Genomic DNA, 17,568 nt, shown 5'->3' on the forward strand with positions numbered 1-17,568 from the left:
TTTGAATAAAAAGCTGGCCACGTTAATACACAAAGTGGCCGCGGTATTCTCAGGTTTTTATTATGGGCATTGTGCTGTCGCGTTATACCTACACGCGACGGGCAGGGGCTCATTTGTGCTTAAAATAAAAAACAGGAATTGATTATGGAAAAATCACAAGTGGTCAAAGGGCTCCTTACCGGACTGCTCATTGTTCACGGTCATGCTTTTGCAGCCGAAGGGGAGGGGGAATCGGTCTTTTCACCTTTGACCATTACTGATAATCCGCTCGAGGGTAAATATCAGGCAGGATCAGCGGAAGAAACCTACACCCGGCCGGGCGCGTACAGTTCACGCACGCTGAATAAAAATCTGCAAAGCCTCGACGCCTCGCTGCGCAGCATGGCGGGGACTTATACGCAAATTGATCCGCTGCAGGGAACGGTGAGCGTGAATATCCGTGGGATGAACGGGCTGGGCCGGGTGAACACAATGGTCGATGGGGTGACGCAGACCTTCTTTGGCATGGCTCCGGCCAACTATCACGGTGGCGCCAATACCGCAGCAGGGGTGCCGCTTGATCCCAATTTCCTGGCGGAAGTGGATGTCACGCGCGGCAGTAGCGCGGGTTCGCAAGGGGTGAATGCGCTGGCGGGTAGTGCCAATATGCGCACCATCGGCGTAGATGACGTCATCAAACCAGGGCGTCAGGCCGGCGTGCTCTCGCGGTTCTCGGTGGGCAACAACGGCCTTGGGCGCACCGGCATGATCGCCGTTGCCGGTAAGACAGACACCTTTGACAACGGCGGTGGGCTTGGTGCACTGGTGGGGATCAGCGGCACCCGCACCTACGCCACCTATAAAAATGGCGGCGGTCGTAGCAGTAAAGATTTCATCGGTGAAGATAATAAATATCTACGTCAGGAGCCGCATTCCGAGCTGTACAAACTAAATTTTAATGCGGATCAATATAACCGATTTGAATTCTCCGGGCGTAACTACACCAATACATTTACCCGCCGTGATATTACCAGCGACGATTACTCCCTGCGCTATAACTACGCACCGCTGAATGAGCTGGTAGAATTTAATGTGCTTGCCAGCACCAGTCGTGGTAATCAGGATTACAAACCCGCATCCTTATATAATTTCAACAAGTCGTCGACCACCAATAAATCGAACGCACTGGATGTGAGTAACACCAGCCGTTTCAAAATGGGAGAGGAGCTGTTTGCGGCATTCCAGTTCGGCGGCAAATTAATGGATACCCGCTATTCCCGTAGTTTTGTGCAGGATACTGAGACCGATCGCAATGCTTTTGCGCCATCAGGTAAACAGAAGATCTCCTCGTTATATACCGGGTTGACCCTGAATAAAGATATTTATGAGCTGGCGCTGAACCTTAATTACACCCGTAGCCAGGTGGAAGGATTTAAACCTGCCTGTTCAGCCAATGAGAAATGTTTCCCCCAAGGGGAAGCAAATCTGCACCTTAATGACAACGCCTTTAACCCTTCCGCTACCTTCTCTGCGCAGGTTACGCCGTGGCTGCAGCCTTTCGTGAGCTGGAGCAAATCGTCGCGTGCGCCAAACGTGCAGGAAGTGTTCTTTGCGAACGAAGGCGGGGCTTCGATGAACCCGTTCCTGAAACCGGAAAAAGCGGAAACCTGGGAAGCAGGTTTTAACGTCAATAAAAACGGGCTGTTTGCCGGGGAGGATAAATTCCACATGAAGGCGCTGGCGTATCAGTCGCGCATCAAGGATTACATCACCAGCGAGTCCTTTATGCTCTGCTATAACGGCTCATTGTGTAAAGATCTGGATGACTCCTTTGGCGGGTTTAACGCCAACGTGTATGTCAATACGCCGTCGACAGTCACGACGAAAGGTTACGAGATCGAAGCCGGGTACGATGTGGGCTTTGCCTATGTGAACGTCTCATGGAGTAAGCAGCACACCGATCAACCCACCTCCATCGCCAGTACCGTCTACAGCTTTGCCTACAGCGACCTGAGCGATCTGCCGGATAGCTATGCGACGCTTGACGTCGGCGGCCGGTTATTTGATGAAAAACTGACCATCGGGAGCCTGGTGAAATTCACCGGTAAATCCAAACGTCTGAGCACCGAGGGTATCGACACCGATACCAACGCGGTGCCGAAAGAGAGCATGCCGGACATCCCGACCGTCATCGATCTCTACAGCACGTACCAGATGACCGACAACGTGCTGCTGCGCTTTAGCGTGCAGAACGTCACCAACCGCGACTACTCCGAAGCGCTCAACCGCATGAACCAAAGTCTGGATTACGCCAAAGAGGGCGCGTCGATCAACACCACCGCACGAGGACGCACCTATATCTTCGGTGGGGAAATTCAGTTCTGATTTTTTGCTATTCGGGGATGAGCGCGCCGGTGCTCGTTCTTCTTCTGGACTTTCATAAAGGGAAAGACAAATGGATCGCTTCACTTTCACCAGACAGCTGGGATGCTTACTTATTGCGGCACTGATACCGACCCTGGCGCTGGCTATCGACCCGCCGCAGCGCGAGCTTTCACGTTTTGCGCTGAAAACCCAATACCTTCAGAACGCCGACGAAGGCATCTATGAAATGGCCTTTGATAAGGGGAATAACAAGGTCTTTGCCGCCGCTACCGATCGTATGCATCGTGAGGCCAACAAAGGCTATTTGTACGCGTTCAATCCCGCTTCGCTGAACATTGAAAACCGCCTCGATATGCCATACCGGGCATTTTCTCTGGCGATGAATGAGGATCAGCATCAGCTCTATATCGGGCACACCCAGTCGGCTTCGCTGCGCATCAGCATGTTCGATACCACGACCGGCACGCTGACGAAGACCAGCGATAAACTGAGTTTTAAAGAGGCGAACGTGGCGGATTCTCGCTACGAGCACCTGCGTCATATGGTCTATAGCCAGGCGGCTAACACCCTTTTTGTCAGTTACAGCAATATGCTGAAAACCGCCGAGGGCATGCAGCCGCTGCATAAATTGCTGATGCTGGATGGCAGTACCCTGGCGCTAAAAGGTGAAGTGAAAGATGCCTACAACGGCACCGCTTATGGCCTGACGCTGGATGAAAAAACGCAGAAGATTTATGTCGGCGGCAAAGATTACATCAATGAAATTGATGCGAAAAAACAGCGTCTGCTGCGCACAATTACCTTTAAAGATCCCAAACCCGCCATTACCAGCGTGCAGAACCTGGCGGTGGATTCCGATTCCAATCGCGCCTTTGTGGTGGTCTTCGACCATGAGGATCGCAGCGGGACTCATGACGGGCTTTATATCTTCGACCTGCGCGAGGGTAAGCAACTCGGCTATGTTCACACTGGCGCAGGCACCAATGCGGTGAAGTACAACCCGAAATATAACGAGCTGTATGTCACTAACTTCACCAGCGGCACTATCAGCGTGGTGGATGCCACTCAATATACTGTGACGCGCGAATTCCATATGCCGGTCTACCCCAATCAAATGGTGCTGTCGCCAGACATGGACACACTCTACGTTGGCATTAAAGAGGGCTTCAATCGCGACTGGGACCCGGATGTGTTTGTGGAAGGGGCGAAAGAGCGCATTCTGCGCATCGATTTGAAGAAGTCCTGATGATGGCGCGAGCGGGGTAACTCTCCCAGGCTTACGCTAAATCAATAACGCACGGTAAGCCCGTGTGGTTTGATACCTGTGCGCTTTCTTATTGAGGAAAGGAACATGATCGACCACACGGGTTTTTACGTTTCAGATTTAGAAAGCAGTAAGACATTCTACAGCAGTGCACTAAAAAGCCTTGGCTATGCCGTCCGGCTTGAGTTTGCGGGCAAGGCCGCAGGCTTTGGCCCCGCCACGCTGGAAGAGGGGGCAGACCCCGGCGGTGGCTTCTGGTTAACTCAGGGTACGCCTTATACTCCCCGGGTACATTTGGCCTTTCGCGCTCGCAGCAAAGAGGACGTCGATGCGTTCTGGCATGCCGCCCTGCAGGCGGGCGCGAAGGACAACGGTGCGCCAGGCTATCGCCCCCATTATCACCCCGGCTACTACGCCGCCTTTGTGCTGGACCCCGATGGGTACAACATTGAAGCGGTTTTCCATGAACGGGTTTGAGGGGGATTCATTTATTTATCAGTAGCTTAATTTTTAATGCAGACACAAAAAAGCCCGCCAGGCTTGCGCCGTGCGGGCTTTCAGGACTTCGTTGACTGGCTCTGGTGACCATCAACCAAGAATTTTGGTGGAGCTGGCGGGAGTTGAACCCGCGTCCGAAATTCCTACATCCTTGGTACTACATGCTTAGTCTGTCTTTACATTCGCCGGGCACCTGCGAACAGACACGCCACTACCCGACTAGCCTGATTAGTTTTAACGCTTCAGCCCCAGGCAGGACATCCACGCGATCTCTTTTGGGTTTGACCTCTCTTGATCCCCGTCCTAAGAGCGGAGGCTAGGGAGAGAGGGCTCTTAGCAGGTTATTAAGCTGCTAAAGCGTAGTTTTCGTCGTTTGCGACTATTTTTTTGCGGCTTTTTACGAGGCAAACCGCCCCTCGGCATGCACCTTGGGTTTCGCAAATCCCGTCGAATCCAGAATCAGCCCCTAAGTGTGTTAGACAGTATAACAGCTTTTTACCGCGGCATGCCAGTCCATATGGGGAGAACTTTCTTATTATTTTCCACTGCTTAAAGTATGAGCACCCCGCCACGGCGGTATAGAGAAGCTGGCTGTATTTTATTTACACCTAACAAAATTCGATTTTTATATGAGTGCAACATTTAATGCGTGCTGATATATCATGTACCGCTGCTTTAATTCGGCAATATATTTAACTATTTAAATCTTGATTAATAATTCACAAAATCATTTAAGCGCAGCTTAATTATTGTGAGGATATATTGTTAATATATTCTGTATTCAGAACATTTACAACAAATTGTGAAATAGGAGTTTGCCTAAATTGTGAACCTTGATTATATCTTTATTTAACACGTCATTAAACAAGCTAAACGCGGTAAAAGGAATAATTCTATATAAAATCAATTACTTAAATAAATCTCAAAAATCATATAGCAAAACTTATTTATATCACCAGCCAAAACTCGGTGCGGGTACCCCTACGCTCTGATATTTGCTGGCGATGCCACAAATTATTGCTCTGGTACTCGAGGTGAATTATATGGCTACGCAAAGCATCGTTACAGGAACCACGCAAGTAATTAACCAAAAAACAGGTGATGTTGTTGCTCAATATGCGCAAGGTGGCGATCGCGTCGTTAACCTCACTGAAACCAGTATCGTGCGTATTAATGCTTCTCCAGAAACGGTTAATTTTTATGAGCGTCAGGGTAATGACCTGATTGTCCATATGAAGGACGGTTCTATTGTGCGTTATCAAAGTTTCTTCTTGCTTGATAGCGATGGCCTGCATAGCCAGTTAGTTTTTGAAGACAATCTCGGTACACATCACGCGGTATTCCCGTATGCGACTGACGCGGGTCCGGCAGCGGCAGAGGCAATTGTCCCCACCTATGCGGATGTCGCGTTGGACTCCCTGGTTGGGACGAGCGGCATTTCGGCCCTTGCGGTGTTGGGTGGTATTGCTGCTGTGGGCGGTATTGTCGGTATTGCTGCAGCATCCGGCGGCGGTGGTGGTGGCGGGGGCAGCGACAGCAACAACGGCGGCACCAACCCTGAAAACCCAGGCAATGGCGGTACGGACCCTGGCAATGGTGGCACAGACCCCGGTAATGGCGGTACGGACCCTGGCAATGGCGGAACGGACCCCGGTAACGGTGGCACAGACCCCGGCAATGGCGGTACCGACCCTGGCAATGGCGGCACAGATCCCGGTAATGGCGGCACCGATCCTGAACCCGGGCTTCCGCTGCTGAGGCTGGCTGTCATCGGCACGGATAATATGCTCAACGCGAACGATATTCTGGTGTCGCAAGCGCTGTCAGGTTCCACCGATGCTGTCAATGCGGGTAGTCAGGTAGTGGTACGTATTGGCAACAATACCTGGACAACGGTGGTTGAGAGCGATGGCAGTTGGGTGGTCTTCCTGCCGCCGTCGGTGCTGGGCCAACTTGAGCAGGGCGCTCATACCGTCGACGTTACACTTACCACGCTCGATGGCAGAACGGTGACGGAAACGACGGAGTTCTCTATCGATTCGATCCCCCCCGCGCTCACGCTCACGCAGTTTGCGTCGGGCAACATTATCGATCAGGCGCTGATTGATGGCGATAAGCTGGTCCGCGGCTATTCCAGTACTGCGGATGAAGGCAGCCAGGTGACGGTCACGTTAAATGGCAAAAGTTACACCACCACGGTAGACGCGAACGGGCAATGGCAACTGACCATTCCGCAGGCAGACATGGCGCTACTTCAGGATGGTGAAAGCTATTTAATCACCTATCGCGTGGTGGATCTGGCTGGCAACGTGACCCAGGAAACACAGTCAGTCACCACCAATTTCTCCACTCCTGAGGTAACCATCGATCCGGTCACCAGCGATAACGTTCTTAACGCTGCGGAAGTGCTGTTGAATCAAACTGTCTCCGGCCACACGGTGAATATTCCTGCCGGGCAAATCGTGACCATCACGCTCAATGGCAAAACCTATTACGCCGAAGTGGCAGGTGATGGGTCCTGGAAAACCATTATCCCGGCCGGCGATCTTGCGGCACTGGGGCAAGGGAGCAATATCCTGACCGTCAGTGTCAATGACATTGACGGCAATACGGTGACCAAAACGGCTGACGTCGAGGTGAATACCAGCCAGGCGGGTATAGCGATCGCTATCTTGTCTACCGACGATTACCTCAGTGCGGCTGAAGCTGAACAACCACTGGAAATACGTGGGGTGACCACGGTGCTGGGGGCCGGAGCGATCATTACGGTGACCGTTAACGGCAAAGAATATCAGGTCACCAACATTGATGATGCGGGTTACTGGAGCGTCACCATTCCTTCTGCTGACTTACTGTTGCTGAAAGATGGCCCGACCGTCATCACGGCTGTGGTCACTGATGGAACCCAAACCGCTGAAGATAATCACACGCTCAATGTCCAGATTAACCATCTGCCACAGCCGACCATCAATGAGCCTTTTGGAGATGGCTACCTGAACAGCGCTGAAAAATCAGTCGATCAGGTACTGAGCGGTAATACAGGCGTCTCTGGCGGCGGGCAGAAAGTCACGGTGCAGGTGGGAAATAAAACCTATCAGGCCACGGTGGATGCTGACGGAAACTGGAAAATCACGGTACCGGTCACCGATCTGCAAACGTTCCCGGACGGTATCCTGCCTGTCGTAGTGAGCGCCAGCGACGCGGCGGGAAATAGCGCATCACTTAGCGATTCAGCACAGGTCGATACCCTTGCTCCGGCACTTTCCGTACTGCCATTAACCGGCGATGACAAACTGAACCCCAGCGAACTGAGCCAGGATCAGGTCATCAGCGGCATCAGTGCGGTCAGTGAGCAGGGGCAAATCGTCACTATCTCCCTTAATGGTAAAACCTACACCGGGGTGGTGGGCAACGACGGTAACTGGCAGGTGACCATTCCCTCTGCTGACCTCGTTGCGCTGGGCGGGGGGAATCACACCTATACGGCGTCTCTTACGGACGCGGCAGGCAATACCACAACGGTCTCCCATTCGTTCGATGTGAAAACCAGTGCAGTGACCCTGGATGTGCTGAATTTAACCTCGGACAACATCCTCAATGCGGCAGAGATCAAAGTTGATCAAACGCTTGGCGGTACCACTAACGCGGAAGTGGGCAGCATCGTTACGGTTAACCTGGGTGGCAAAAGCTACAGCGGCGTCGTCGATGCGGCGGGTAACTGGAAGGTCATCCTGCCGGCCATCGACTTGCAACAACTGACTCAGGGGACAACCTCTTATACCGTCAGCGTCACCGATGCTTACGGGCAAACGCAGACCGAAACGAAAAATTTTAACATTGATACCTCGACCGATTCGGTGGCGATCAGCATTGTCGCCACCGATGATTACCTGAATCTGGCGGAATCCGGCAACGATCTGGTGGTACGCGGAAACAGTGCCGGGTTGCCGGAAGGCGCAACCATCACGGTCACCCTCGGCAGCGAAACCTATACCGCCACGGTCGGGGCTGGCGGCGCATGGCAAACCACAATCCCTGCCGCCGATCTCGGTCAGCTTTCTGATGGTATCAACACCATTACTGCTTCATCCGTTACCGTCAACGGCACCGTCACTGACAGCCATGATTTTACGGTCATCATCAACACGCTGCCGCAGGTAGTGATTAACCAACCCTTCGGCGATGGCATCGTCAATCTGGTGGAATCGACCCAGAACCAGACGCTAACCGGAACAACCGGTGTTACCGGGCCTGGGCAGACGGTGGTTGCCACGCTGAATGGTCAACAGTACATCGGGGTGGTGAATACTGACGGCACCTGGTCTGTCACTCTCCCCTCCGGTGCGCTGAGCACCCTGACAACCGGTCCGGGTACCCTCAGCGTTGAGGTCAGGGATGTGGCAGGTAACCCGTCTTCAGGCAACGTAAGCTTTACCGTTGATAAGGTGCCGCCGACCGTCACCGTGCAGCCCATTAACGGGACTGACGTACTGAATGGTGCCGATGTACAGGCAGGACAGACGATAAGTGTTAACGCCTCAGCCGATGCAAGCAGTGTCACTGTTCGCGTCAATGGCACCGATTATCCTGCCACGCTCAATGCGGGGGTATGGCAGGCAACGATACCGGGAACGGCTCTGGCAGCGTTGCCAAATGGCGCCAGCGCCATCACCGTGACGGCGACGGATAATGCAGGCAATACCACCACGGTGTCCCATGCCCTGACGCTTGATACCACAGCCCCTAACGTGGTCGTGGACCCTGTGACCCGTGACAACCAACTGGATATCGCCGAGTTAAACAGCGGCTTCAACCTGACCGGCAGAACCGTTCCGGCCGACCCGGGCGCGCAAGTCAGCGTCACTATTAATGGCCAAACATTAACGGGGGTGGTGGCGGCTGACGGTAGCTGGTCGGTTCCGGTAAGCGCAAGCGATCTGGCGGGGCTGACGAACGGCAACTATCCGGTTTCTGTCACGGTGACGGACACTGCGGGCAATGCTTCGCCAACCCAGAGCGTCAATTTTAGCGTCAACACTAACGCCAGCGCGATCGCTATCAGTCCGGTTGAGTCTGATGACAAGATCAGCGCAGCAGATATTCAGGATGGCCTGACCATCAGTGGCATCTCCGCACGTCTCGCAGAGGGGGCAACCGTCACCGTCACCCTGAATGGCAAACAGTACACCACCCAGATTAACAGCAGCGGCAACTGGCAGTTGACGATATCGCAGGCTGACGCAGCGGCGATTGCGGATGGTACCGCGACGCTGACCGTCTCGGCTCGTGATGTTGATAATCTGCCCGTTTCCGCGGAGCGGTCGTTCACTATCATTACTCACCAGTTGCCGCAGCCGGTAGTCAACACGCCGTTTACGGATGGCATCGTGAACGCCGCTGAAGCGGCGGCGGGGGGCGTATTAAGCGGTGTTACCGGCAGCAAAGGCGCTGGGCAGACGGTCACCGTGACTCTCGATTCCGGCACACCGATTACCGCCACGGTTGATGCGAACGGTAACTGGAGCGCACCTGTCACGTCCACCCAGCTTGGCGCGCTTACCCAGGGTAATCACACCATAACGGTCACCGTGACCGATGCGGCGGGCAACCAGAATACGGTAACGACCCCACTGTCAGTAGATACTCAGACGCCTAATCTGAGTATGAACGCCGTCACCAGCGACAACATCGTTAACACGGTAGAAGCGGCAGGGGCATTGAGTATTTCCGGCACCGGGACATACGATCCGCTGCACGCGCAGACGGTCAAAGTGCTGGTTAATGGTCAGAACTATGATGCGACTCTGCAACCCAATGGCACCTGGAGCATCACCCTGCCTGCGGGGGCGCTCGCCGGTGTGCCGGATGGGCCGGTCGCGGTTCAGGCTTCAATTACGGATGCGGCAGGCAACAGCAATACCATCAATACCAGCTTCATACTGGATGCTTCTCCGGCGAGTGCGCCACGGATAACGGTCAACACCGTCTCCAGTGACAACTACGTGAATGCGCAGGAATCCCTGACCGCGCTGACGATCAGCGGCACCACGACCCGTGTTGAAAATAACCAGACCGTGACCATTACGCTGAACGGACAAAACTACACGGCTACCGTTCTGAACGGCGTCTGGTCAGTGAGTATTCCGCAGAATGAAGTCGCCGCCGTACCGGATGGGGCACAGGTCATTTCAGTTAGCGTGACCGATTTTGCCGGGAACGTAGCAACCAGCAGCCAGAGCGTGAATTTTGTCACCCACGCTGCGTCACAGCCGGCCCTGACGATTAATACTGTCGCCCAGGATGACGTGATTAACGCCCAGGAGCATAACGCGGCGCTGGATATCACCGGTACGTCAACCCGACTGGCGGCCGGTACCGTCATTACCCTGACCTTCAATGCCAAAACCTACACGGCAACCGTTGATGGTAATGGCAACTGGAAAGTGACGGTACCGCAGGCCGATGTGCAGGCGCTCTCTGATTCGACCCTTGTTAATCCAGCCTATGCGATAACCGCAACGGCGCAGGATGCCGCACAGAATATTGCCAATGCTTCCCACAATGTCTCGGTGGATACGACCGGGCCGGGGCTGACGGTGACGGTGGCAGGCACGATCCTTGCCGATGAAATTATTAACATTGCCGAAGCCAGCCTCGACAGAACGGTTACCGGGACGGGGCTCTCAGGTCAAACGGTCATTCTGGACATTAACGGTAAAACCATTGTCACGTCCGTAGGCAATAACGGGACCTGGAGCATGACGATCCCGGCTGCAGAGCTGCAAGCGCTGGAGCAAGGGCCGGTCGATCTGGTCTTCCATTCCACCGATGCCCAGGGCAACCGCAGTGAGAGAATCATCAGTGTTGACGTCCACACCGATCCTGCCGCCGCACCCACCCTGACGCTGAATGCGATGTACAACGACAACATCGTGAGTCGGGCGGAAGCGGGCGATACCGCCATCATTAGCGGGAACGCAACGGGGCTTGCCAATGGCACGGTTGTCACTCTGACCATTGGTACACAAACCTTCACCGGCAGTGTGACTGACGGCGTCTGGACGGTGGGGATTCCCCCTAACCAGCTCACAACCAGTGGACAACTGGCGGTGACCGTCAGCGCAGCCGATGTATGGAACAACCCGGCTACTGCCACTACGGTTCTGGATGTGGTACTGGCGCAACCGACGGCAACCTTGCCGGGGATTCTGTTTGGCGACAATTTTGTCGGTCAGGCGGAAGCGGGTGCCACTGCCCAACTGACGGGCTCCACCGGTCAGTCAGGGCCTGGGCAAACGGTGAAAATCACCTTTGACGGTAACCAGGACGTTTTCGGCACCGTGGACGTGAACGGAAACTGGTCGGTGGTGCTGGACACCTCTCTGCTTCAGAATCTGACCGATGGTACCCATACCGTGACGGTGACCGTGGGTGACCGTGCGGGTAACTCATCCACCTCATCCCCAGCCAACACAATAACCGTGCTGACCGATCCGTTGACGGCGCCAGCGCTTGCCACACCATTTACCGATGGCTTCCTGAATGTGGCGGAATCGGGCGTCGCGCAAACCCTCACCGGCGCGCTGAACACGCCGGTGGCCAACGTCGACAGAGTGATGGTGACCCTGAATAACGGTACGGCGGTACAGGCGGTTATTAATCCCGTTGATGGCACCTGGACGTTACCGCTTTCACCTGCTGCGCTGGCCGCCCTGCCGGACGGCACGACGACGGTCAACGTCACCGTGATTGATAAAGCGGGCAACCAGATTACCGGGCAGAGCAGTTTTGAAGTGCAGATCCATAGTCTGCCGGTGGCGACCTTTAACACACCGTTTGTGGATGGTGCGCTGAACAACGCCGAAGCGGCTACCGACCAGGTGATCAGCGGCAACACCGGTGTGGCAACGGCAGGGCAGACGGTGACCGTGGTCTTTAACGGTGTGCCTTATACCCAAACGGTGCAGAGCACAGGAGAGTGGTCGGTGACCATCCCGCAGGCCGCCTTCACGGGACTCGCGGAAGGGGACACACCGGCCCTGACCGTCACCATTCAGGATCGTGCGGGCAACACCAGCCCAACCTTAGCGACGACCGTAGGTATCCACACCGACCTGCCAGAACCGACGGCGACCAACCTCTTCACCGATAACATCCTTAATATCAGTGAAGCTGCGGGTCCGCTAACGCTGACAGGGTCTACCGGGTCGGGCGTGGCGGGTAACGAGTATGTGACCGTACAAATTGATGTGGGCGGCGTGATTTACACTGCCACCGTCGCCAATGGCACCTGGACGGTGAATCTGCCTGCGGGCTCGTTGCAGTCGCTGGATCCTGCGGCACCTCATGCGATCATCATTACCGCTGAAGATCAGTACGGTAACACCGGCACCCATACTGAAGACTTTACTCTGGCCTTTACCCCACCGACCGTGGCCATCACCACTCCGGTCTTTACCGACGGCTATGTGAATCTTGCTGAGTCACAAGGTGCCACCTCGCTGAGCGGGACCTTTAACTCGTCATACCCGGCCGGGGCGACGGTGAATGTCAAAATCGGCAGTCAGACTTTCGCCGCGAATGTGAGCGGTAATACGTGGACGCTGGATTTGACCGCTGCCGAATGGGCGCAGATCCCTGACCGGGGGCAGCAGACCATCGCCGTCACGGTGACGGATGGGGCGCTCAACAGCAACACCGCCACTACGGCAGTCAATATTATTCTGACGCAACCGACGGTTACCGTAACGACCCAGTTTGCCGGCGATGGGCAACTGACCTATCTGGAAAGCGAGACCTCGCAGACCATCGGCGGCACATCCACCAATCTGCAAACCGGCGATATTGTTCGGGTGACCTTCGCGTCTTCTAACGGACCGCTGGTGCGCGACGCGACGGTGCAGGCCAACGGCAGTTGGTCATTGCAGCTTTCGCCAGCGGATATGGCAACGCTGCAGGCGGGTGCCATTACCGTGCAGGGGATCGATAAAGCCAATAATACCGGTAGCGCCACCAACGTGACTCCGCTGACTATCGACCTGACGCCACCGACTTATGCGGTCATTCTTGATCAGGTCACCGGTAACAACCTGGTGAACGCAACGGAAATTGTTAACGGTAATGTGCCCATTAGCGGACACACTTCTGCCAATCTGGCAGGCCAGCAGATTACCGTCTCCCTGACGCCGTTGGGTGGGGCTGCTACGGTACTTGATACCGTGGTCGTGGACAGTAACGGTAACTGGACGTACAACCTGCCTCAGGGACTTATCCCTGATGGCACCTACATCATCACGGCGGCGAGCGTCAGCCAGCCTGGTACGCCGGTGGCTTCACAGACCTTTACCGTTGATCGCATTCCACCGGCGCTGACTCTGGCGCAGTTCACGGGTGATAACGTGATTAACAGTGACGAGAAAGCCGTGGCGCAGACCATTACCGGCACCTCGGATCAAAACGGTAGCCTGGTGACCGTGACGCTGAATGGCAAAACCTACTATGGGCTGGTTACCGGTGGAAGCTGGACGGTTCAGGTGCCGCAGGCCGATATGGCAGCGCTGAACGGCGCGTCTTACACCATTAACGCCACCATCAGCGACGCGGCAGGCAACGCGGCGACGCAGCAACAAACGTTCACCATTGATACTGCCGCGCCACTGCTGACGGTAGATGCGCTCAGCGTCCCGGCTGTACTCACAACGGTCAATGCGGTGGGCGGCTTGTTGGTGCAGGGGCAGGGGGAAGTCGGTAACTCGGTCACCATCACCCTGGGACCGCTAAGCTGGACCACCACGGTCGATCAGAACGGGAACTGGAACTATCGCTTCCCGGAACTCAACCTGAACAGCCTCACCGATGGCGCACAGGTGGTCAGCGTCACCTCAACGGATAGCGCCGGTAACGTCTCGACCAACAAGGTCTCCCTTAACGTTGCCCTCAACAAAGGGCTGGGTGTCCTGATCGATCAGGTCTTTAATGATGGCATCCTGAACGTCGCGGAGTCACTGGTCACGCAAACGCTGACCGGGCGGGTGAACGGGGATTATCGCGGCGCGAAAGTCTCGCTGAACATCGCCGGCGCGAACCTGACGATTAACGATCTGCTGGTGGGAGCAGATGGCTCATATTCCTTCCAGTTACCGCCGTCCATCTGGCAAGGTCTGATCAATCAGACCCTGACTGCGGAAGTGAAGGTGGTCGATGCCAACGGGAATACCAAGTACGAAACCATCGATTTCAACCTGGCACTGAGTGATTTGCCGGTGGTAGGCAATGTGCTGGCCGCGGTAGACAACGTGATTAACCGTGCGGAGAGCACGGTTGATCAGGTCATTTCCGGGACGGTCAGTAATCTGGCTGATATCACGAGCGTGGTGGTTAACTTCGGTGGCCGTGCGGTGACTGCCGCCGTCACGTCGCTTGGAGATGGCACGGGGCGCTGGGTCGCGACCTTACCGTCGTCTATTTTGAGCACGCTGCCGGATGGTCAGGCGTCGGTGGGCATTGCCGTCACGGACAAATATGGCAACGTGGTCAATACCAATGCCAGTATTACCGTGGCCAGTAACGTTCTGCCGAGCATTACTCTCAGCCCGCTCTTTACCGATGGCACGCTGAGCATTCCTGAGCTGGCGAATGCCCTGATTGGCGGCACCACCACCGGTCTTGCCGGACGCACGCTGACCGTCCAGATAGGGAATATTCAGGCCTTCACCACCAATGTTGACGGAACCGGCAAGTGGGCGCTGGATTTAAGCGCCATTACCGGTGCGTTGCAGGCGCTGGGCAGCGGGAATCTTGCGGTGACCGTGACGGCCACTGACCAGTACGGTAACCCGGCGTCGCAGACCGGACAGATCAAACTTGATCTACTGGCGCCTGTTATCAGTAATGTGGTGGCCTTTGGCGATGGCTTGCTGAACGTAGCGGATTCACTGGTTAATCAGACCATTACGGGTGTGGTGAACAACGCACCGCTGGGGTCTACCGTTGAAGTGCAGATTGGCGCGAAAGTATTTACCGGCCTCGTAGCGGCAAACGGCACCTTCACCATTAATCTGACACCGTCGGGTCTTGCTGGCCTTGTGGATGGAACCTTCACGCCACAGGTAAAAGTCACCACCCCGGATGGCAATACCTCGACCACGTCCGCCAGTGCGAACGTGACCATTGGCTTGAGCAACCTGCCGACGGTCGCCGTCACCTCACTGTTTGGCAATGATGGCTGGCTGAACAAAGCGGAAACCGGGCTTGCACAAACCATCTCCGGGACGGTGACGGGCCTGACCAGCGGCACGGTCAACGTTACCGTCGGGACGACGCCGTACCAGGCGACCATCAACAATGGGACCTGGTCACTCCAGCTTTCAGCCGGGGCGCTGGCCTCTATTGCAGACGGTTCGCTGAAGGTGACCGCCAGTGTAACGGATGCCGTGGGTAACGTAGTGACCGGCAGCCAGGTGGTGAACACCATCGTGCAGGCGGTGCCGACCATTGGCCTGGGCACGCTGTTTGGTAACGGGATCCTCGACCTGTCCGATCTGCTGACCAACCCGATACTGTCGGGAACCAGTACCAATCTGGCGGTGGGAACGCTGATTGATGTCAGAGTCGGGCCGCTCACCCTGACCGCCACAGTGGGAGCAAACGGTGCCTGGCAATTGCCGATACCCGCCCTTTCGCTGCAAGGTTTGCAGGACGGAACCAATATTCTGCAGGTCAGCGCCACGGCAAGAGACGTAGCCGGTAACGTTGCCTCCACCAGCCAGTCCGCCAGTGTGGCGATTCAGGCTGCGCCAACCGTGGCGATCACCTCGCTGTTTGGCGACGGCGGCTTGAGCGTTGCGGATCTGAGTATCGACCAGAAAATTTCGGGTATCAGCGTGAATGCCGTGGGATCGCTGTTAACCGTATCGCTGGGCGCAAAAAGCTACAACGCGACCGTTGCCGCAGACGGAAGCTGGAGTGTGACGGTGCCGAAAGCCGATCTCGGCCAGATAGCGGATGGTCAGCCGACCGTCAGCGTTTCGGTGACCAATGCCGCCGGAAATGTCGCAACGACCAGCGGTATCCTGGATGTCATCTCCCATGCGCTGCCGACCGTCACCCTGAACCCGCTGTTTGGTGATGGACTGCTCAACATTGCTGAAGCGGCCTCTGGCCAGCTTATTACCGGCAAAATCAATGGGGTGGCGAGCGGGGCGAAGGTGGTCGTCACGGTGGGTGGCGTGCAGCTTAATGCGACCGTTGCTGCCGATGGAACATGGTCAACGGCGGTGAGTACCAACATCCTGCAAAGCCTGACCAGCGGTTCGGCGAAGATTGGTGTTGCGGTCACCGACCGTGTCGGCAATACCACGGCGACCGAAACGGATATAGGCGTCAAATTTACTCAGCCGACGCTGGCGCTGACGCCGCTCAGTCTGACCGGGCTATTAAGTCTGGTCGGTTCGTTACTTTCACCAAAATTGCTCACGCTTTCCGGGACTTCGGCTAATCTTGAAGCAGGATCGACTGTTTATCTCAACTTGTTGAACACCGTGACGGCAACCGCGAAAACGGCCGCGGATGGCAGCTGGTCAACTCAGGTTTTACTGGGTGTTGATCTGCTGAAAATCCTGTCGCTCTCGACGGTGGTGCATCTCTCGGCATCGGATACAGCAGGCAACATGGCGTATCTGAACGTGGGCTTAGGTGGCGGTAATGCCAACACCAACCCACCAGCTTCCACCTTGTCTGCTGAGGCGGCCAGTTTCTCTATCCTGGCAGCCAGCGCGGTGGAATCGTCGGACTCACATGCCTCGACGGACAGTTCTGATACCTCAACGGCGCACGCGGCCAGCACCACGGCGGCGGCCACAACCACAACCACAACAACCAGCAGTGAAAGTACCACCACAACGGAAGAGTACACCATTGGCGGCGTCACTATTGATTACGCGGACGGCACTCAGCTCAGTGGTGACAGTGTTCTGGGTAATACGGGTAATGACACCATTCATCTTTCAACGCTGGGCTTTGCGCTGATCGACGGTGGCGCAGGAACCGATACCCTGGTACTGGATGGCGCAAACATCATCCTCAATCTGATTGAGGCCTCGACGAAGGTACAGCATATCGAAATTATCGATCTCGGTAAGTCCGGGACCAATAGCGTGACGCTGGATGTCCACGAAGCCTTAACGATGACGGATAAACCTGAAGACGATCTGGTCATCAAGGGGACGACGGGTGATCAGGTTACTCTCAAGCATGGTAGTAACGATGTCTGGGCGGTCAGCGGTCAGCGAGATGTGGATGGCGTGCAGTTCGACGTTTATCACAACAGCTCGCAGACCAATACCCTCGGCGATGTCCTGATTCAGCACGGCCTGCACGTCAATATGGTGTAAAAAGGCAGTGGCCTCAGGGACGAGGCCTGAACAGCAAAATATCACCACGGG

4 protein-coding genes and 1 other RNA gene are annotated in these 17,568 nt (G+C 55.5%); 4 read left to right on the forward strand and 1 reads right to left on the reverse strand.

Annotated features, from left to right (window positions below; genetic code table 11):
• The first annotated feature begins 144 nt into the window (after positions 1-144).
• The 3 genes from ACUY4Q_RS05690 to ACUY4Q_RS05700 all read left to right on the forward strand — a co-directional run bounded on the left by ACUY4Q_RS05690 (position 145) and on the right by ACUY4Q_RS05700 (position 4,105).
• Complete coding sequence (locus tag ACUY4Q_RS05690) at positions 145-2,364, forward strand: TonB-dependent receptor domain-containing protein (RefSeq protein ID WP_458046105.1); 2,220 nt, start codon at positions 145-147, stop codon at positions 2,362-2,364.
• A 70-nt stretch (positions 2,365-2,434) separates the two neighbouring features.
• Positions 2,435-3,610, forward strand: coding sequence for a YncE family protein (locus tag ACUY4Q_RS05695; RefSeq protein WP_458046106.1), 1,176 nt, complete (start codon positions 2,435-2,437; stop codon positions 3,608-3,610).
• A 105-nt stretch (positions 3,611-3,715) separates the two neighbouring features.
• Positions 3,716-4,105: a VOC family protein gene (locus tag ACUY4Q_RS05700; RefSeq protein ID WP_458046107.1), complete on the forward strand. Its 390-nt coding sequence runs from the start codon at positions 3,716-3,718 to the stop codon at positions 4,103-4,105.
• Positions 4,106-4,230: 125 nt separating this feature from the next.
• Here the strand turns inward: ACUY4Q_RS05700 and ssrA are convergent.
• Positions 4,231-4,593, reverse strand: a transfer-messenger RNA (tmRNA) gene (gene ssrA, locus ACUY4Q_RS05705).
• 576 nt (positions 4,594-5,169) lie between these two features.
• Between ssrA and ACUY4Q_RS05710 the strand changes: the two genes are divergently transcribed.
• Positions 5,170-17,517, forward strand: a complete 12,348-nt coding sequence (locus ACUY4Q_RS05710) for an Ig-like domain-containing protein (protein WP_458046108.1) — start codon at positions 5,170-5,172, stop codon at positions 17,515-17,517.
• Positions 17,518-17,568: the final 51 nt, after the last annotated feature.

It is taken from the genome of Phytobacter cepae (genome assembly GCF_054165735.1).

Excerpts from the sequence above, each read along its gene's own strand:
- ACUY4Q_RS05710 (WP_458046108.1), top strand. The coding sequence starts at position 5,170 with ATGGCTACGCAAAGCATCGTTACAGGAACCACGCAAGTAATTAACCAA.
- ACUY4Q_RS05700 (WP_458046107.1), top strand. The coding sequence starts at position 3,716 with ATGATCGACCACACGGGTTTTTACGTTTCAGATTTAGAAAGCAGTAAG.
- ACUY4Q_RS05695 (WP_458046106.1), top strand. The coding sequence starts at position 2,435 with ATGGATCGCTTCACTTTCACCAGACAGCTGGGATGCTTACTTATTGCG.
- ACUY4Q_RS05690 (WP_458046105.1), top strand. The coding sequence starts at position 145 with ATGGAAAAATCACAAGTGGTCAAAGGGCTCCTTACCGGACTGCTCATT.